The sequence below is a fragment of the Virgibacillus dokdonensis genome (genome assembly GCF_900166595.1).
GTDB classification, from domain to species: Bacteria; Bacillota; Bacilli; order Bacillales; family Amphibacillaceae; genus Virgibacillus; species Virgibacillus dokdonensis.
Genome location: NZ_LT745763.1, coordinates 2,320,222 through 2,339,478, shown reverse-complemented (window position 1 = coordinate 2,339,478; position 19,257 = coordinate 2,320,222). Strand labels below are relative to the sequence as shown.

General features: G+C 37.7%; 15 protein-coding genes. 13 read left to right on the top strand and 2 right to left on the bottom strand.

Annotation, left to right across the window (positions count from 1 at the left end):
- Positions 1–286: 286 nt before the first annotated feature.
- From B2C77_RS12560 to pyrE, 8 genes are read left to right on the top strand one after another with little or no spacing between them, the layout of a single operon-like run.
- Entirely contained in the window at positions 287–1,225 is a 939-nt protein-coding gene (locus tag B2C77_RS12560; protein WP_077706905.1) for an aspartate carbamoyltransferase catalytic subunit, read from the top strand.
- Positions 1,170–2,447: a dihydroorotase gene (gene pyrC / locus B2C77_RS12555; RefSeq protein ID WP_077704278.1), complete on the top strand. Its 1,278-nt coding sequence runs from the start codon at positions 1,170–1,172 to the stop codon at positions 2,445–2,447. Before B2C77_RS12560 ends, pyrC begins: the two co-directional genes overlap by 56 nt.
- Positions 2,447–3,541: a glutamine-hydrolyzing carbamoyl-phosphate synthase small subunit gene (carA, locus tag B2C77_RS12550; protein WP_077704275.1), complete on the top strand. Its 1,095-nt coding sequence runs from the start codon at positions 2,447–2,449 to the stop codon at positions 3,539–3,541. The genes pyrC and carA overlap by 1 nt, the downstream gene beginning before the upstream one ends.
- Positions 3,534–6,731, top strand: coding sequence for a carbamoyl-phosphate synthase large subunit (gene carB, locus B2C77_RS12545; RefSeq protein ID WP_077704270.1), 3,198 nt, complete (start codon positions 3,534–3,536; stop codon positions 6,729–6,731). The genes carA and carB overlap by 8 nt, the downstream gene beginning before the upstream one ends.
- A complete protein-coding gene (locus tag B2C77_RS12540) occupies positions 6,731–7,486 on the top strand; it encodes a dihydroorotate dehydrogenase electron transfer subunit (RefSeq protein ID WP_077704267.1) in 756 nt (251 codons plus the stop codon). The genes carB and B2C77_RS12540 overlap by 1 nt, the downstream gene beginning before the upstream one ends.
- Positions 7,483–8,391 carry a dihydroorotate dehydrogenase gene (locus B2C77_RS12535; protein WP_077704263.1) on the top strand — a complete coding sequence of 303 codons (909 nt, stop codon included), beginning with the start codon at positions 7,483–7,485 and terminating at the stop codon, positions 8,389–8,391. Before B2C77_RS12540 ends, B2C77_RS12535 begins: the two co-directional genes overlap by 4 nt.
- Complete coding sequence (gene pyrF / locus B2C77_RS12530; RefSeq protein WP_077704259.1) at positions 8,391–9,101, top strand: orotidine-5'-phosphate decarboxylase; 711 nt, start codon at positions 8,391–8,393, stop codon at positions 9,099–9,101. Before B2C77_RS12535 ends, pyrF begins: the two co-directional genes overlap by 1 nt.
- Entirely contained in the window at positions 9,088–9,705 is a 618-nt protein-coding gene (gene pyrE / locus B2C77_RS12525) for an orotate phosphoribosyltransferase (protein WP_077704255.1), read from the top strand. Before pyrF ends, pyrE begins: the two co-directional genes overlap by 14 nt.
- Before the next feature lie 103 nt (positions 9,706–9,808).
- Here pyrE and B2C77_RS12520 read toward each other — a convergent pair whose 3' ends face one another.
- Positions 9,809–10,576, bottom strand: coding sequence for a class I SAM-dependent methyltransferase (locus B2C77_RS12520; RefSeq protein WP_077704250.1), 768 nt, complete (start codon positions 10,574–10,576; stop codon positions 9,809–9,811).
- A gap of 146 nt (positions 10,577–10,722) precedes the next feature.
- Between B2C77_RS12520 and B2C77_RS12515 the strand changes: the two genes are divergently transcribed.
- The gene (locus B2C77_RS12515; protein ID WP_077704247.1) at positions 10,723–11,592 is read left to right on the top strand and encodes a LysR family transcriptional regulator; all 870 of its coding nucleotides are present in this window, start codon (positions 10,723–10,725) and stop codon (positions 11,590–11,592) included.
- A 156-nt stretch (positions 11,593–11,748) separates the two neighbouring features.
- Positions 11,749–12,168, top strand: a complete 420-nt coding sequence (locus tag B2C77_RS12510) for an organic hydroperoxide resistance protein (RefSeq protein ID WP_073005204.1) — start codon at positions 11,749–11,751, stop codon at positions 12,166–12,168.
- Between the two features lie 82 nt (positions 12,169–12,250).
- Here the strand turns inward: B2C77_RS12510 and B2C77_RS12505 are convergent, their stop codons facing one another.
- The gene (locus B2C77_RS12505) at positions 12,251–13,957 is read right to left on the bottom strand and encodes an Rqc2 family fibronectin-binding protein (protein WP_077704244.1); all 1,707 of its coding nucleotides are present in this window, start codon (positions 13,955–13,957) and stop codon (positions 12,251–12,253) included.
- Between the two features lie 696 nt (positions 13,958–14,653).
- On the opposite strand from B2C77_RS12505, the gene B2C77_RS12500 reads away from it, so the two are divergent.
- From B2C77_RS12500 to remA, 3 genes are all read left to right on the top strand, one after another.
- The gene (locus B2C77_RS12500) at positions 14,654–17,308 is read left to right on the top strand and encodes a calcium-translocating P-type ATPase, SERCA-type (protein ID WP_077704241.1); all 2,655 of its coding nucleotides are present in this window, start codon (positions 14,654–14,656) and stop codon (positions 17,306–17,308) included.
- 209 nt (positions 17,309–17,517) lie between these two features.
- Complete coding sequence (locus B2C77_RS12495) at positions 17,518–18,402, top strand: YicC/YloC family endoribonuclease (protein WP_077704238.1); 885 nt, start codon at positions 17,518–17,520, stop codon at positions 18,400–18,402.
- A 585-nt stretch (positions 18,403–18,987) separates the two neighbouring features.
- Positions 18,988–19,251, top strand: a complete 264-nt coding sequence (gene remA / locus B2C77_RS12490; RefSeq protein ID WP_073005196.1) for an extracellular matrix/biofilm regulator RemA — start codon at positions 18,988–18,990, stop codon at positions 19,249–19,251.
- The last annotated feature ends 6 nt before the right edge of the window (positions 19,252–19,257 follow it).

The following is a 19,257-nucleotide window of genomic DNA, read 5'->3' as shown; positions in this document are numbered from 1 at the left end:
CTTCACGAATTCCCTACGATAAGTCATCATCTCATCATTTCGTCGCTAAGAGGAAGACCGACTAAAAACGGGCTTGCCGCACGACGTTGGTATACCCCATTTGCAGGGGCATGATTCCTAAATCTTTAGTTGATTCGTTCCATTCGCTACGTTGCTAAACGGACGCTTACGCCTTTAATCTACACTAATTGTTTGTTCAAAAGGATTCAAAATAAAATATCACTACTAATTGCTTAAAAAACAACAAAGTTTGTTTCAAATATAACAAAAGGAGTGAAGAAAAATGGTGCGACATTTTATTTCATTAGATGACTGGACAGAAACGGAAATTATGAGTTTTTTACACTTAGCGGAGCATTATCGTGAATCTTCATTTCATATCGATCAGCAACTATTTGCAGCAAATTTATTCTTTGAACCGAGTACTCGGACAAAGATGAGCTTTAACGTTGCACAGCGCAAATTAGGGTTGGATATTCTAGACTTTAATAAGGAGTTTTCTAGTACGCAAAAAGGAGAGTCGCTATACGATACAGCTAAAACGTTTGAGGCTATTGGTGCCAATCTGTTAATTATTCGCCATCAGGATGATTGTTGGATGGATGAACTAAGGGGTAATTTATCCATTCCAATCATTAACGCAGGAGCAGGGAAGAAAGAACATCCAACGCAATGTTTATTAGATTTACTAACGATTTATCAAGAGTTTCATCGATTTAAAGGAATAAATATAGCCATTGCGGGGGATATTTCACATAGCCGCGTAGCCAAATCGAATGCGTATACGTTACAAAAAATGGGTGCCAATGTGTATTTAACTGCCGCTGAAGGGTGCAAAGACTACGCGCTGCCGTTTCCTTATATATCTATGGACGAAGCCGTAGAGATGACGGATGCACTTATGCTATTACGCATTCAGCATGAAAGACATCAAATAGCGTATGACAAAACAACAAGCTATTTAGACAAATATGGCTTAACGAAGCAACGTGAAAAAAGAATGCAATCACATGCTATTCTTCTTCATCCGGCGCCAATAAATCGAAATGTGGAAATTGATACGGATTTAGTAGAGTGTGAGCGCTCAAGGATTTTTAAGCAAATGAATAATGGTGTTTATGCAAGAATGGCAATTATGAGCAGTGTACTAAAAGAATGGGGGATCATGGATGAAAAAATTAGTGAAAAACATCAAACATCTTTTACCTACGGGGGAGTTAGTTAAAAGAGATATTCTGATTGAAAATGATAAGGTAAAGAAAATAGCTTTTGCCATAGAAGAACAGACCGACATGGAAATAGACGGAAATGGACGATTGGCTCTTCCTGGATTCGTTGATGTCCACATCCATTTACGTGAGCCCGGAGGTGAACATAAGGAGACCATTCTTACAGGAACGAAGGCAGCTGCTCGAGGTGGATACACTACTGTTTGTGCGATGCCAAACACGAATCCTGTTCCTGATGAAGTTGAGACAGTTCAAAAATTGCAACAAAGAATCGAGGATGACGCTGTCGTTCGTGTTCTTTCCTATGCGGCAATTACGAAGCAACTGCATGGTAAAGAACTAACAGATATTCCTGCATTAGCGCAGGGTGGTACTTTTGCGTTTACAGACGATGGTGTCGGAGTCCAAACAGCTGATTTAATGCTTCAAGCAATGAAACTTGCAAAGGCGCAAAATAAAGCAATTGTTGCTCATTGTGAAGATAATTCCATTGTTTATGGTGGTGTAGTCCATGATGGGGAAGTGAGTAAACGATTAAATGTTCCTGGTATTCCATCTCTAGCTGAGTCTGTGCAAATTGCTAGAGATGTACTGCTGGCAGAGGCCACGGGTTGCCATTATCACGTATGTCACGTTAGTACAAAAGAGTCTGTACGAATAATTCGAGATGCAAAAAGAGCTGGAATTCGTGTAACAGCGGAGGTAACACCACATCATTTATTGTTAAATGAAACAGATATTCACACTGCTAATACGAATTTTAAAATGAATCCCCCATTACGATCTAAACAGGATCAAGAGGCACTTTTAAATGGATTAATCGACGGTACGATTGATTTTATTGCAACGGATCATGCACCACATGCAAAGGAAGAAAAAGAACAAGAACTCTTAACGGCTCCGTTTGGAATTGTAGGTTTAGAACATGCATTTTCCTTACTCCATACACATCTTGTTTTGACGGAAAAAATCAGCTTGCAACAACTTGTTTCTTGGCTCGCAACAAAACCAGCGGAAATATTTGAATTACCATATGGTACATTGCAAGCAGGCTCTATAGCTGACCTTACACTTATTGATTTACAACAAACAGATAAGATTGATAAAAATAATTTTTATTCTAAGGGAAAAAATACACCGTTTCATGGGTGGGAAGTGCAAGGTGTTCCAACGCTAACGATAGCAGCTGGAAACATCGTTTATGAGGGGGTAAAATAATGGGCAAACGTCAGTTAGTATTAGATGATGGAACTGTTTTTATCGGTGATGGATTTGGTAGTACCCAAGAAGCTATAGGAGAAGTCGTGTTTAATACAGGAATGACAGGATACCAGGAAGTAATAACGGACCCGTCCTATTGCGGACAAATTGTTATGATGACTTACCCGTTAACAGGTAATTATGGAATTAATCGTGATGATATGGAAACTGTAACACCATTTATCCAGGGGTTTATTGTGAAAGAGGTTGCTGAATATCCTTCTAATTTCCGCAGTGAAGAAACGTTGGACGATTATTTAAAAGCAAACCATATTCCTGGAATAGCTGGAATTGATACGAGAAAATTAACCAAAACAATTCGTTTACAGGGGACAATGAAAGGAGCAATTGCTGACATTACTATTCCTTCAGAAGAAATAGTGCGGAAACTACATAAGACAGATTTAGCGAAAAATCAAGTACAAAAAACATCTACTTTAAAGCCTTATGTTGTACCAGGACGAGGTAAACGGATTGTTGTGGTAGATTGTGGAATGAAACACGGAATTTTACGTGAATTAACGAAGAGAAATTGTCATATTACAGTTGTTCCTTACAATTATTCAGCAGAAGACATACTCCGTTTAAAAGCAGACGGATTACTTGTTACAAATGGACCTGGAGACCCTAAAGATGTACCAGAGACGATGAATATGTTGCAACAAGTTGTCGGGAAGCTTCCTGTATTCGGTATTTGTCTAGGCCATCAGCTGCTTGCTTTAGCTTGTGGAGCAGAAACGGAAAAAATGACTTTTGGGCATCGTGGTTCAAATCATCCCGTAAAAGACTTACTTACAAATAAAACGTATATTACTTCACAAAACCATAGTTATGCAGTACAGCGAGCATCGCTTGCAAAAACAAATTTAGAGTTAACACAAATAGCGTTAAACGATGGTACCGTAGAAGGCATAAAACATAAATTATTTCCAGCTTTTTCAGTACAATATCATCCAGAGAGTTCTCCAGGCCCAGAAGATACGAACCATCTATTTGACTCATTCTTAAAGCTAACAGAGCAAGTGATGAAGGAGGAAGAAGTATATGCCTAAAAGTAAGTTGATGTCTAAGATTCTAGTAATTGGATCGGGTCCAATCGTAATTGGTCAAGCAGCTGAATTTGATTATTCAGGAACACAAGCGTGCCAAGCATTAAAAGAAGAAGGTTATACTGTTGTATTAGCTAATTCTAACCCAGCAACAATTATGACAGACCATACAGTAGCAGATAAAGTATATATGGAACCGTTAACCGTTGAATTTTTAACTAAAATTATACGAATGGAGAAACCAGATGCATTATTACCAACACTAGGTGGTCAAACAGGGTTGAATTTAGTCGTTGCACTAGATGAAACAGGGATATTAGAAGAATATAATGTAACTTTATTGGGAACTTCCTTGCAAGCTATCCAAAAAGCGGAAGACCGTGAAAGATTTAGAGATTTAATGTATGAATTAAATGAGCCTGTTCCTGCGAGCCAAATTGTTCATACGGTGGAGGAAGCTTGTGCATTTGCCGATAAAATAGGTTACCCTGTTATAGTCCGTCCTGCCTATACATTAGGAGGCACTGGCGGAGGTATGTGTAATACGAGGGATGAGTTGCTAACAATTGCTCATAACGGCTTAAAACTTTCTCCGGTTCATCAATGTTTAATCGAAAAGAACATTGCTGGATTCAAAGAGATCGAATATGAAGTGATGCGTGACAAGAACGACCAAGCGATCGTTGTGTGTAACATGGAAAATATTGATCCGGTTGGTATTCATACAGGGGACTCTATAGTCGTTGCTCCATCGCAAACATTAAGTGATCGTGAATATCAGCTATTACGTAATGCTTCCTTGAAGATTATCCGTGCTTTAGAAATAGAAGGAGGATGTAATGTTCAGCTTGCTCTAGATCCGAATAGCTTTCAATATTACATTATCGAAGTGAATCCACGAGTGAGTAGATCATCTGCATTAGCATCAAAAGCTACTGGTTACCCAATTGCAAAGATGGCAGCAAAAATTGCTGTTGGTTTAACACTTGATGAAATTATTAATCCGATTACTGGTAAAACATATGCATGCTTTGAGCCAACACTTGATTATGTGGTTACGAAAATTCCACGTTTCCCATTTGACAAATTTACTACAGGAGATCGGAAATTAGGAACACAGATGAAAGCAACTGGGGAAGTAATGGCAATTGGAAGGAATTTTGAAGAATCTCTGTTAAAAGGCGTTCGTTCTTTGGATATAGGAACAGATGAATTGTGGCTAGAAAACTTAACGACATTAGATGAACAAGCTTTGCAGGCACGAATGAAAAAAGCGGATGATGAACGAATCTTTGTATTAGCAGAAGCACTTCGAAGAAACATGACGATTGAAGATATTTTTCAAATTACGAAGATTGACCGATTTTTCTTAGTGAAATTACAAAAATTAATTGCAATGGAAGAGGCTTTGCTGGAGTATGTAGAATCTCCTGACATACTAAGACAAGCAAAAGAGCGTGGGTTTTCTGATCCACATATCGCCCGCTTATGGGGAAAAGCGGAAGATGAAGTCTACGCTTTGCGGAAAAAACATGAGATTCTTCCTGTATATAAAATGGTAGACACCTGTGCGGCTGAATTTGCTTCGGAAACGCCTTATTTTTACAGCACCTATGAAATGGAAAATGAATCTCTTGCATCTAATCGTAAAAAAGTGCTTGTACTTGGTTCAGGTCCAATTCGAATTGGGCAAGGAATTGAGTTTGATTACGCTACAGTGCACTCCGTATTGGCTTTAAAAGAAATGGGATACGAAGCAATCATTATGAATAATAATCCTGAAACAGTATCAACGGATTTTAGCATTTCAGACAAATTGTATTTTGAACCGCTTACTTTAGAAGATGTCATGCATGTCATTGAACTGGAGCAGCCTGAAGGAGTTATTGTTCAGTTTGGCGGTCAAACGGCCATTAATCTTGCAGCTGGGTTAGAGCGTCGGGGAGTGGAGATATTAGGAACGAGCTTACGAGCCATTGATCAAGCAGAAGACAGAGATAAATTTGAATTACTTGTCGATCAGTTACAGTTATTACGCCCTAAAGGGAAAACAGTCATGAAGATGGAGCGGGCTAAAGAAGTAGCTATGTCCATAGGTTATCCTGTACTAGTTCGTCCGTCTTATGTCATTGGTGGAGCAAGAATGGAAATTGTTCACAATGATGCAGAGCTTGCAGCTTATTTAGCAAAAACAGGGCATATAAATGACCAACATCCGATATTAATTGATAAATATATTACTGGGTTAGAAGTAGAAGTAGATGCAATTAGTGATGGGGAAACAGTTATTGTTCCCGGGATTATGGAGCATATTGAACGAGCAGGAGTTCACTCTGGAGATTCTATTGCTGTATATCCACCACAACGATTAAGTCAAAACGTAAAAAATCAATGCTTACACGCAGCTACAAAAATTTCTCATGCATTACAAGTAAAAGGGTTAATTAATATTCAATTTATTGTTAGCGATGGACAAGTGTACGTATTAGAAGTGAATCCAAGAGCAAGTCGGACGATCCCATTTTTAAGTAAAATTACTGGTGTAACGATGGCAAATTTAGCAACCAAATGTATCCTAGGGGAAAAGCTTACGGATATGGGGTATGAAACGGGCATATTGCCAGAAGATGAACAAGTGTCGGTAAAGGTTCCGGTTTTTTCCTTTGAGAAGTTACGCAGTGTAGATACGATCTTAGGACCAGAAATGAAATCAACGGGTGAGGCAATTGGTTATGATAAAACATTAGAAAAAGCACTATATAAAGGCTTAATCGCTTCTGGGCTTACATTACCGCAGGAAGGAAGTGTATTATTAACGGTAGCAGACAAAGATAAAGAAGAGATGATCAATATTGCTAAGCGATTCCATCAACTAGGCTTTCAATTGTATGCAACAGAAGGTACCGCTGACTATATTCAACGAAACGATATTCCTGTAACAAAAGTAGGTAAAATTGGTTCACAACAACCAAATGTGCTTTCTGTTATTGAGAATGGGGAAGTTCAATATGTTATTAACACATTAACTTCTGGAAAACAACCGCGCTCTGACGGTTTTCGGATTCGGAGGGAAACTGTAGAACATGGCATTGCTTGTTTAACGAATTTAGATACAGCAAATGCAATTTTGTACATTATAGATTCGATGACGTTTCAAGCTAAACCAATGGAACAGAAAAAGGTCGTGATCTAATGCAACAACTTTTAAAGATTAAATCAAAACAAACCGTTGCCCTTGATACAGTTGAGATGGTGCTTGAAAATAAGGCTGTCAGTCAAATAGCAGTTCCTGGGCAATTCCTTCATTTACATGTTGATGGACATATGCTCAGACGTCCCATTTCCATTGCTGATGCTGATCCTTCTGTTCATACAGTTACGATTTTGTTTAAAATACTTGGTGAAGGTACAAGAAAGTTATCCACTTATCAAATTGGTGATGTCATTGACGTGTTAGGTCCGAATGGAAATGGATTTCCACTAGTGAAGGCTACCAAGAATTCGGTTTTAATCGTCGGGGGAGGCATAGGTGTGCCACCACTTTACTACTTAGCTAAAAAGTTAACAGAAAGCGGAGTGACGATAACCGCTGTACTAGGTTTCCAATCGAAGGAACATGTGTTTTATGAAGGGAAGTTTCAAGAGTTAGGGAAAACGATTGTTGTAACGAATGACGGTTCTTACGGTGAAACAGGATTTGTTACCGATATTTCCAAGGAGGCACTACCTTCTATTGACGAGTATTACTCCTGTGGGCCTCTGCCAATGCTGCAGGCAGTAAAAGAACGTTGGAATTATATTCCAGGATATCTATCTCTTGAGGAACGGATGGGATGTGGAGTAGGAGCATGCTTTGCTTGTGTCATTCCAACAGATGATCATGGAGGATATAAAAAAATATGCCAGGATGGCCCTGTTTTCTCAGCAGAGGAGGTGCAACTAAAATGAGTCTAGCAGTGGAATTACCAGGTTTATCACTAAAGAACCCAATCATGCCAGCTTCTGGCTGTTTTGGATTCGGTAGAGAATATAGTGATTTTTATGATCTTAGTATACTGGGCGCAGTTATTATGAAAGCAGCAACAATGGAGTCTAGGTTTGGTAACCCCACGCCTCGGGTAGCGGAAACGTCTGCTGGAATGTTAAATGCTATTGGACTACAAAATCCTGGCGTAAAAAAAATCATTGCAACAGAGGTGCCATTTCTCGCTTCATTTTCAATACCAATAATTGCTAATATAGCAGGAAGTACGATTGAAGAGTATCGGCAGGTTGCCAAAGCTTTTCAGCATACGGATCAAGTAGCTGCTTTGGAGTTGAATATTTCTTGCCCCAATGTAAAAGAAGGAGGTATTCAATTTGGTACAGATCCCTTTATGGCGCAGAAAGTCACTGAAGCTGTAAAAGAAGCTACAAATCTCCCGGTCTATGTTAAATTATCACCGAATGTTGCTGATATTGTAGGCATGGCAAAAGCCGTTGAAAAAGCAGGAGCAGACGGTTTGTCTATGATTAATACATTGACAGGTATGCAAATTCATTTAGCCACAAGAAAACCAGTCATTGCGAATAAAACGGGCGGGTTATCTGGACCTGCCATTAAACCAATCGCTATACGAATGATTTATGACGTGAAACAACATGTTTCTATTCCAATTATTGGCATGGGTGGCATTATGCACGCGGAAGACGTATTAGAATTTCTATTAGCAGGAGCAAGTGCTGTTGCTGTTGGTACAGCTAATTTTCAAAACCCGTACGTATGTAAGGAAATTATTGATCAATTACCACATACGCTAATGCAGTATGGTTTTAGCTCCGTAAAAGAAGCCATTGGAAAGGGGATTGTTTAATGACTGCATCTATTTATCTGGCATTAGATTTTCCAAACTGGCATACAACAAATCAATTTTTAACAAAGCATGATTTAATTGGTGTTCCAGTAAAAATAGGGATGGAGTTATTTTATCGTGAAGGCCCAGCGTTAATAGAAAAATTAAAGCAAAATGGGCATTCCATATTTTTAGATTTAAAACTACATGATATACCAACAACAGTAAAAAAAGCGATGCGTAATTTGGCAAAATTAGAAGTAGATATGGTCAATGTTCATGCTTTAGGTGGAAGTGCTATGATTCAAGCAGCAAAGCAAGGATTAGTGGAAGGAAATACGCGTTTTCAGACCAAATTATTAGCAGTTACGATTCTAACATCGATGGATCAGACATATATGGAACAAAATTTGCGACTACCTGGAACGTTAGAAAGTAATGTACTTCATTTTGCAAAGCTTGCTGAAAAAAACGGTGCGGATGGTGTAGTATGTTCCGTTTACGAAGCAAATGCTGTAAAGAATGTATGTGGCAATTCTTTTTTAACGGTCACGCCTGGGATTCGATTGGTGGATGCACAAGATGACGACCAAAAAAGAATTGCTACCCCAAGCTATGCCAAACAACATGGAGCTAGTGTGATCGTTGTAGGGAGAACAGTAACGCAAGCTGACTCACCGAAACAAGCATATGATCAAATTAAAGGAGAGTGGGCAAATGGCAACAGGTGAAGAGGTTATACGTGAGTTATTACAAATAAAAGCCGTACAGATTAAAACAGAAGGATATTTTACATGGACATCAGGAATTAAATCACCAATCTATTGCGATAATCGTTTAACGATGTCGTACCCAATTGTACGCCGAAAAATCACCCAGGCATTTGCAAGGATTATAAAAGAACAACAAATTCAATTGGATTGTATTGCTGGTTGTGCAACAGCAGGTATACCGCATGCCGCATGGTTAGCTGAAGCGCTTGATTTGCCAATGGTGTATGTTCGTTCCAAGCCGAAAGCGCATGGGAAAGGTAATCAAATTGAAGGAGAAGTAGAGCAAGGCCAAAAAGTAATTGTGATTGAAGATTTAATTTCTACAGGTGGCTCAGCTATTGCGTCAGCCAAAGCTTTACATGCAGCTGGAGCTGAGGTGACAGGTGTGTTAGCCATTTTTACATATGGGTTGAGAAAAGCGGAGGTGGCTTTTCGTGAATCTGGTTTCCATTATCATACGATTACAGGATTTGATGCATTCATTCAAGTGCTAGAAGCTGATGGCAAGATTAATCAAATGGATAGCAAACAATTATTGGCTTGGAAAGAAAGTCTCAATTAGTAAAAGGTTACGTATGGAAAGGAGGGCTATTGTATTGAATCTTACATTAGACCTCCGTTTTGATATGGCTAAGAGCAATCCGTGAGGAAGAAAAGGTCATACTTTATTTTTCATGCTCCATTAAAACCGACCATTCATCAATAGAAAACTGCAGTGGTTTCTCATTTCTTTTTTTAATTTGATAATAGTTTGTTATATCTGTATCTGCTTGTAATAGACGTTTGCTGACGGTGTTTTTTTCATCTTCATGACATAAAGTGCGATCTAGCCACTTATTAACAGATAACGTCTTTTTATGAGTATGTTGCTGACTTATTTTTAGTCCATGTTGTTTAAATAGACATTTCCACTCTTCTTTAGTAAGGAATTTGACATGGCTTTCATCCCGCATTTTTTCCACCTGATTCATGAATAGCTCGTGCTGTTTATTGTTTGGAACGATATTGTCAATGAACAGGAATTTTCCATCTTTTTTTAATACGCGCTTTACTTCACGAATAAATTGGTCAGGATTCGGAAAATGATGTGCAGCAATTCGACATGTGATGAGGTCAAATGAAGCATCTAAAAAGGGCAGTTGTTCTGCGTCTACAATAATATATATAAGGTTAGTTAGTGCTTGTAAATGTTGTTTCGTATTTGCAAGCATTTCTTTGGTTAAGTCCGTTGCGTATACGATACGTACATACGGGGATAGTTGTTTAGCAACATGTCCCCCTCCTGTTGCTATATCTAACATTTCCATCGTAGGTGCAGGGTTTAGCCATGTACTTATTACTTCTTGACTAATTCCCAATGCATGCGTAGTACTTGTTACATAATCTTGTGGGCGTTTAGCAAACGGTTTTTTTACTAATTCCTTTTCCAGCATAAACTCCTCCTTAGGTAATTATTTTTATCTTGTATCTTAAGCATAAAACATGTCATGATATAATTAAAATATTGAATAGTTATAGTATTTGATAAGCAATTTTTATCAACTTATTTAAAGAAAAACAAAGTGAGGAAGTGGAGTTTATGAAAATAGACGACTACAAACTATTGTTAAAGTTGCAAGAAATTGGAACCATTCGAGGTACAGCAAAAACAGTACTGATTTCTCAGCCTGCAGTAACCCAACGTTTGAAATATATGGAGGAATATTTTGGACATAATGTATTTATTCGTACCCCGAAGAAGCTTATTCCAACACCAGAAGGGGAAATAATTTTACAACACGCTATGGAGGTAATACAACGAGAAAATGCATTGCAAAATAAACTAGCTATATCTAGTAACGAAGTGCAAGGGACATTATCGATTGCTTGCTCTTCCCTTATCTCGCAACGGTATTTACCAGCTTTGTTAGGAAGATTTACAGCCAAATTCCCTAAAGTTGCCATCGATCTAGTGACAGGTATTAGTGAAGACATTAAACGAAATCATAAAGATTATCATGTTTGTATTATCCGTGGAGAAAAATTGAAAGAGACTACTTGTCTTCCATTATTTGATGATCCATTATATATTTTTGATACAGAAGCGTTTCCTGCAGATTCTATTAAAGAACGTCCACTCATTGCATTTAGTTCTGATGATAGTATGCATGAATTAGTAGATCATTGGCTCTATGTACATCAAGATAAAATAAAACCGATTAAAACAATGACGGTTGATCAAATAGAGACGTGCAAGCAATTAATGAAGCAAGGGTTAGGAATGGCTGTGTTACCTGAAAGTGTCTCTGATTTTATGAAAGAAGACTATCCTTATTTACCGCTTCTGTTAAATGGGGAACCTGTCTCTAGAAAAACATGGGTTTGTTTTCAAGAGGGAATTCGTTCTTTACCACAAGTGAATCATTTTATAGAAGAATTGACATCCTTTTTAACGCCATCTAAATCTTGATGTTTAAAAGTGCGAATAGGAAGGTATATTACTAGTACGTGGTTTCTAATGGCACCCTGTTACTTGCAAATCATAAAGTAATGGTGACATCAGAAATCAAGTGTTTAAGTAATTTTGATCATGGGATTATGGTCTATAAAAAAGGAGTGCTTAAAGATGGCAAATGTGATTTTTACATCGAAGGCGACAGCAAAAAATGGACGTGATGGTCATGTACAATCAGATGACGGTTTAATTGATCTTAAACTAGTAAATCCAGCTACGAATAAAGAAGACAAGGGGTCAAACCCAGAACAGCTTTTTGCAGCAACATATGCATCCTGTTTTGATGGTGCCTTAAATTTAGTTGCTTCCAAAGAAAAGAAAGAAATTGATTCCTTGACGACAGCAGCTGTTAGCTTTCTAAAAGATACGGACGATAATGGTTTTAAAATCGGTGTAGAGTTAACAGTGAAAATAAAAGGTGTTGACCAAAACGAAGCAGAGGAGCTTGTGGAAAAAGCGCATCAAGTATGTCCTTATTCCAAGGCGACTAGAGGAAATATCGATGTACACTTAAAACCACAAGCTGTTTAAATTTGCAAACATTCATCTTGCTAAATAAGTTAGCGATCAAAGAAGGCTTTCGCCACTATACTTGGCGATTAGCCTTCGTTTTTTATGGTGTTAATTTTTGGATGAGTTGTTCATTAGGCGTAACAAAAACTGTTTTTTGATTATCATACGTTACAAAGCCTGGTTTTGCACCATTCGGTTTTTTTACGTGACGAATTTTTGTATAATCTACTGGAACGGACGAGGATTGACGTGATTTACTAAAATAAGCTGCAAGTTGAGCTGCTTCCAATATGGTGTCTTCTGAAGGAGAAGCGGAACGAATAATAACATGTGAGCCAGGTATGTCTTTCGTGTGCAACCAAATATCATCGCGAGCAGCTAATTTCATCGTTACATATTCATTTTGTTTATTATTTTTACCGACTAATATTGTTGTTCCGTCAGATGCAATATATTTTTCAGGTACTGGTTTGGCTGTTTTTGCTTTCTTTTTCTTGGTTGCTTTCTGTTTTTTTAAATAGCCTTCATCTCGAAGTTCTTCACGAATCTCTTCAATATCCTGTATGCTTGCTGTTTCAATTTGCTGTAGTAATCTCTCCAAATACTCCATTTCCTGCTCTGTTTTTGCTATCTCCTCCTTCACTTTTAATTCTGAAGTTTTTAGTTTTTGATATGTCTTAAAGTATGCCTGTGCATTTTCACTTGGTGTTTTCAATGGATCTAAATCAATGGTTAACTGTTTTTGCTCTGGGTCATAATAGTCTACTACGGTTATTTGCTTGTCACCCTGCGTTACGAGATGTAAGTGAGCTGTCAGCAATTCTCCTGCTTTTTGATAGTGTTCTTTTCGTTGTGCTTTTTGCATCGTTTGTGCATGTTTTTTTTGTTTCCGTTTATTTTTGGCTAATTCATTTTTTAACAAGCGTGCTAAATCCTTCGTTTGCTGTTTCACTCGATCTCTTTCTGCTTTTCCAGTGTAAAACTGGTCAAGCATGCCATTTGTTGTCAGGAAAGTTTGTTTTTCTCCTTTTAAATGCGTTAGTGGGAGAACATGATAATCTTCTTTTTGATTTCGATAGATCACAGGAGTAAAGTCTTTATCTAACAGTTGTTGCTGCATGTCAGTAAATATTTGCTCATATACTTTCTCATTACCTAAATGGGCTTGATGAACAATCTCTTTGGCAACGATAGGTGAAAATCCACTAAGTAGGTTTACAATTTGGGTGTCTAATTTTCCAGCATTAAAGTCTAGCTTTTTAATAAGCTGTTCTGGACGAATTAAAAGCGGATTTAATTTATTTTGTTCTGGTGGCAGCTGATAAATTTGTCCAGGTAAAATGGTCCGGTGGCGGTTTTGCCAGCTGGAAACATGTTTTAAACTATCGATAATATGTCCATCTTCCCCGTCTACAAGCAATAAATTGCTGTGGCGCCCCATAATTTCCATTATTAATTTTTTCTTGGTTATGTCTCCAATTTCATTTCGTGATTGTATCGTGAATTGGATAATTCTCTCCAAACCCCGTTGTTCAATTTTTTTGATGATGGCTCCAGATAAATATTTTCTCAACACCATACAAAACATTGGTGGTTCTTTTGGATTTTGAAACATTTCTTCGGTTAGGTGTATTCGGGAGTAAGTAGGGTGGATAGAACATAAAAGAACCGCATTCTGTCCATGATTTCGAATGGTAAATAATACTTCCGTTTCCGTTGGTTGATAGATTTTTGTTATTTTTCCCGCTGTTAATTTGGTATGCAGTTCGTTCGTTGTCGCGTACGTTACTATACCATCAAATGGCATCTTAATCACCTCAATGGCAATTATAGCATTTTTGTGGACAAGTCTGCATACATATATGGAAAGAGGTAGTACAAAGAGCAACCGCTCGAATAGATCTCTTTTAAAAGATACGAAGCATGATGGCTCGTATGTCGAGTCACGATCTATTATGAAAAGCACTTGAAGGCGGTTTTTTATACAAAAGTATAAAATTAGTGGCTTGTGTATAACAACATAGCCGAATAAGCCACGTCCGGCGGATGAGGCCAGCAACTAGGCGACTTCACGAATCGCCCTACGCTACGTCATCATCGGTTCGTGGCTAAGAGGAAGGCCGACTAAAAACGGGCTTGCCGCCAGACGTCGGCATACTCCTATTTGGCATGATTCCTTTATTTTTCGTTGATTCGTTCCAGTCGCTACATTGCTAAACGGGCGTCCCGATCTTTTGTTCTACTATAGGAAAGCATGAATCTTTACGGGTTTATAGTATAAGAAAAACTACGCCTTCCGTCATAAAGTTTGCCGACAAGCCAAGTTTTTCGAATGTACATGTTATACACATGCATTTTCTAGTTGTGGCAACATTTTTTAGTTAGACAAACATAAGATATAGGCAGTTTTTTCTGGTAGATGGATAGGATTTAAAGTAAAAGGAACGGTGGAAAGAACCGATATGATGGCAAATTGAAAGGTAAGAATCTGGAGGAATGCAGGATGAAATGGTATCAGTTAGAAGTAGAAGATGTAGAAAAAAAGTTGCACGTTACTGCTAATCGTGGTTTATCTGTTAAGCAAGTGGAAAAAAGACGTAAGCAATACGGAGAAAATGTTTTAGAAGCGCAGAAAAAAATGTCAAAATGGTTGATTTTTATAAAGCAATTTCAAGATTTTATGGTACTTGTTCTATTAGCAGCTACATTAATTGCGGGTCTGTTAGGTGAATATATCGATGCAATTGCAATTATGGTCATTGTAATCGTCAATGGTTGTATCGGTTTTTTTCAAGAGCAAAAGGCCGAAAAATCGCTTGATAAATTAAAAGAATTATCAGCTCCTATGGCTTATGTTCTACGTGATAAAAAATGGGAAAGAATTCCTTCAAAACATGTAGTTGTTGGCGATATTGTTCGGATTTCAAGTGGTGACCGTATACCAGCAGATATACGGATTATTCGTTCAGATAGTCTAGAAACGGAAGAGTCAGCACTAACTGGAGAATCGCTTCCAGTATCAAAACATGCCCAAGCTATCCACCGTGCTAAATTAGATGCACAAGATCAAGTTAATATGGGATTTATGGGGACATTAGTCACTCGCGGAACAGGAATTGGCATCGTTGTTGGCACTGGCATGCAGACGGTTATGGGGCAAATTGCTTCTCTAATGGCAAATACAAAGAAAGTGATGACACCTCTAGAACGTAAACTTGCAGAATTAGGTAAGTTTTTAATTGTTATTGCCTTACTGCTTACTGCTTTAGTCGTCGTATTAGGTGTTATACAAGGTCAGCCAGCTTATACGATGTTTTTAGCCGGTGTTTCGCTTGCAGTTGCTGCTATTCCAGAAGGCCTGCCAGCTATTGTAACGGTCGCACTCTCCCTCGGTGTTCAACGTATGATCCGAAAAAAAGCAATCGTTCGTAAATTGTCCGCAGTTGAAACATTGGGATGTGCTTCGGTTATTTGTTCAGATAAGACGGGAACAATGACGGAAAATAAAATGACAGTAAAGGAAGTATTGCTTCATGGAAAACAGCTATACGTAACTGGTGATGGATATGATTTACAAGGAGATTTTTTTTGCAACGACGAAAAAATAAAGAACAGTTCTCCTCATTTGTCAACGATGCTTTTATATGGCTTACTTTGCAATCAAGCTTCACTGGCTAAAAAGAAAGGTAAATATACCATTGATGGTAATCCAACTGATGGGGCATTAGTTATTGCAGCTAGAAAAATCGGGCTAAGTGAAGAAGATAAACAAGCCTATAACATTATTAAGGAATTTCCGTTTGATTCCGATCGTAAACGAATGAGTGTCATTGTGGAAGATAAGGAGAAACGCCGCTTTTTAATTACGAAAGGTGCACCAGAAGTTTTATTACCTCGATCAGCATATGTGTTAGAAGAAGGGGGAAAACAACTTTTAAAGGCACCAAGGCAAGTTGCAATTGAACAGGCCATTAATCAGATGGCAGAAAAAGCATTACGTACATTAGCTATTGCTGTAAAGCCGTTGTCCAATGATGAAGATGCTTTATCATCTGTTCTTGAAAAAGATTTAACTTTTATCGGTGTTTACGGGATGATGGATCCACCTCGGAAAGAAGTAAAGAAAGCCGTTCAAGAATGCCGTAACGCTGGTATTAAAACTGTCATGATTACAGGAGATCATGCTAAAACAGCTCGGGCGATTGCGTTAAACTTAGAACTAATGCCAGAAGATGGGAACGTACTAGAAGGATATCAAATGAACAATATGTCTCAACAAGAATTGGAAGATACGATTGAAGATGTTTACGTGTTTGCACGTGTTACCCCAGAACATAAATTAAGGATCGTCCATGCTTTTCAACAAAAGGGGCATGTGGTGGCGATGACAGGTGATGGCGTAAATGACGCACCTGCTATAAAAGCGAGTAATATTGGGATTAGTATGGGGCAAAGCGGAACAGATGTAACAAAAGAAGCCTCCTCGCTTATACTAATGGATGATAATTTTGCTACGATAAAAGCTGCAATTGAAGAAGGACGAACGATTTATGAAAATATACGAAAATTTATTCGCTATTTGTTAGCTTCCAATGTTGGTGAGATTTTAGTTATGTTGTTTGCTATGTTACTTTCCTTACCATTACCACTTGTACCTGTACAAATTTTATGGGTGAACTTAGTTACAGATGGACTACCAGCAATGGCTTTAGGGATGGATAAAGCAGAAGGGGATGTGATGAAGAAACATCCAAGGAGTATAGATGAGGGAGTATTTGCCCGTGGACTAGGCTATAAAATCATTAGTAGGGGGATCGTAATTGGTGCTGTCACCCTCATCGGGTTTATCATTGCATATCAAAATGACCCAACTCATCTAACTTATGCCCAAACGATTGCTTTTACCACATTAGTAATGGCGCAATTGATTCACGTATTTGATTGTCGGAGTGAGCGATCTATTTTTGCAAGAAACCCATTTGAAAATATGTATCTTGTATTAGCTGTGTTGTCATCTCTTGTACTGTTATTAGTCGTTATTTATTGGACGCCAATACAACCTATTTTTCATACAGTATCTTTAAGTTTAAGAGACTGGGCGTTAATCTTAGCTCTTAGTTCGTTACCGACCGTTATTTTTGGTTTTACTAAAAAATAATAGTAACTATTTGAGCGTGCCGTCGTAACATATGGCACGCTTCTTTTGCATGGAGGAAGAAGTGACTATTTAATTTTTTAAAACAACTGTCTTTTTCTCTACACGATTAAATAATGAGTTGTATTGAGATTGTAGTAGAACGGACAACCATATCTCTTTTCAATAAAAAGGAACAGAGGGTATAATACGATATAGATGGAGTGATTAGTATGGCAAAAAGTATGACGAGCTACGGAAGAGCGAAGGTTGGTACGAATGAGTTAACGATAGCAGTTGAGGTTAAAACGGTGAATCATAGATATTTTGATGTAAGTATGAAAATTCCAAGTCAATGTATATTTTTGGAGGATCAACTTAGAAGGATACTCAAGACCTTTTTTCAACGTGGAAGAGTAGAATTATATATTCAAATTTATGGAGAAACGTTGCTACAAAAAACGGTGGAAGCAAATTGGGACCTAGTAGATCAATACATGGAGCAGTTACAAGAGTTGAAGCAGCGATATCAGCTTAATGGAGATTTGCCAATGACGGTTATTACTAGCTTTCCAGAGATATTTTCTGTATCTGAAAAGGAGAACAACATATCGGATGAATACATTTCCTTGTTGATGAATGCAGTCAATCATGCTAGTAAACAAGCATTAGAAATGAGGGAAAAAGAGGGTGTCTCTCTATTAAAAGATTTACGGACACGTATACATAATCTAGTAGAATATGTAGAAAAAATAAAGGGACGTCAACCGTTTGCTTTAACTGCACATCGAGAGCGAATTAAACGTAGAGTATCCGATCATTTTATGGAAGAACCGCTACAAGATACAGCTAGATTATATCAAGAAATTGTTTTATTAGCTGAAAAAGGCGATATTACTGAAGAAATAATACGTATGCATAGCCACTTAGCACAGATGGAGCAAACAATCATATTAACAGAGCCGATTGGAAGGAAGTTAGAATTTATTGCTCAAGAATTACTTCGTGAAGCAAATACAATTGGTTCGAAATCCGTTGATACAGTAATTAGTGAGTATACCATTTTGATCAAGAGTGAAATTGAAAAAATTAAAGAACAAGTGCAAAATATGGAGTAATAGTTGTGTTAAGCACCTTTTTTTACGTATAATATGAATAAAGGTTGAAAACATATTTGTGACTTCATTCGTGTTTAACTAGCAATCGTTTATAATCTTATCTATTAACGCCGACATTTTTATATGTAACCATAGTAATACTTTGTTAAAAACAGCCTGCATTCATAACCGGAGTTTTTCTATCTTCTCGTGCAAACACCTTGAATAGGGTATCCATGGGCATTAGAAAGACTTGGCGATCGCCAAGTCTTTCTGACGATAAAACACCATCGTTTTGCTGATACAATAAACCCTAAAAATTTTATACTTCCCTATAGTGTAAGAAAGGAAGGCGTTCTTATATCACTTATATAAAAATTAAAATGTAATTGTTTTTATAATAGAAGCTTGTTAAAAAAGTGATCTGAAGGCCAGGTTCAGTAATAAATGTCCTTTTAAAAGAAAAATCGTTAAGGAGTATCGCGATCGTCATAAAAACGAAGCGAAGCAATGTAGAAATAAGGGTCATTTGTAATACACTATTCAAGCAATCTTTAGAACGGAATATATAAATTATAGAGAGAAAGAATATACGGAGGGTTCATATTGAGTTTACGACTAATAAATATTGGTTTTGGTAATGTTGTTTCAGCGAATCGAGTGATTTCTATTGTCTCGCCTGAATCAGCTCCAATTAAACGAATTATTACAGTTGCCAGAGAAAATAATAAGTTAGTAGATGCAACTTACGGAAGACGAACAAGAGCAGTTATCATCACAGATAGTGATCATGTAGTACTGTCTGCAGTTCAACCTGAAACAGTGGGTCAACGTGTATTGAGTCATGAAGAAATTACAGACGATAATTAGGAGGAA

Excerpts from the sequence above, each read along its gene's own strand:
- pyrC (WP_077704278.1), top strand. The coding sequence starts at position 1,170 with ATGAAAAAATTAGTGAAAAACATCAAACATCTTTTACCTACGGGGGAG.
- carA (WP_077704275.1), top strand. The coding sequence starts at position 2,447 with ATGGGCAAACGTCAGTTAGTATTAGATGATGGAACTGTTTTTATCGGT.
- carB (WP_077704270.1), top strand. The coding sequence starts at position 3,534 with ATGCCTAAAAGTAAGTTGATGTCTAAGATTCTAGTAATTGGATCGGGT.
- B2C77_RS12540 (WP_077704267.1), top strand. The coding sequence starts at position 6,731 with ATGCAACAACTTTTAAAGATTAAATCAAAACAAACCGTTGCCCTTGAT.
- B2C77_RS12535 (WP_077704263.1), top strand. The coding sequence starts at position 7,483 with ATGAGTCTAGCAGTGGAATTACCAGGTTTATCACTAAAGAACCCAATC.
- pyrF (WP_077704259.1), top strand. The coding sequence starts at position 8,391 with ATGACTGCATCTATTTATCTGGCATTAGATTTTCCAAACTGGCATACA.
- pyrE (WP_077704255.1), top strand. The coding sequence starts at position 9,088 with ATGGCAACAGGTGAAGAGGTTATACGTGAGTTATTACAAATAAAAGCC.
- B2C77_RS12520 (WP_077704250.1), bottom strand. The coding sequence starts at position 10,576 with ATGCTGGAAAAGGAATTAGTAAAAAAACCGTTTGCTAAACGCCCACAA.
- B2C77_RS12515 (WP_077704247.1), top strand. The coding sequence starts at position 10,723 with ATGAAAATAGACGACTACAAACTATTGTTAAAGTTGCAAGAAATTGGA.
- B2C77_RS12510 (WP_073005204.1), top strand. The coding sequence starts at position 11,749 with ATGGCAAATGTGATTTTTACATCGAAGGCGACAGCAAAAAATGGACGT.
- B2C77_RS12505 (WP_077704244.1), bottom strand. The coding sequence starts at position 13,957 with ATGCCATTTGATGGTATAGTAACGTACGCGACAACGAACGAACTGCAT.
- B2C77_RS12500 (WP_077704241.1), top strand. The coding sequence starts at position 14,654 with ATGAAATGGTATCAGTTAGAAGTAGAAGATGTAGAAAAAAAGTTGCAC.
- B2C77_RS12495 (WP_077704238.1), top strand. The coding sequence starts at position 17,518 with ATGGCAAAAAGTATGACGAGCTACGGAAGAGCGAAGGTTGGTACGAAT.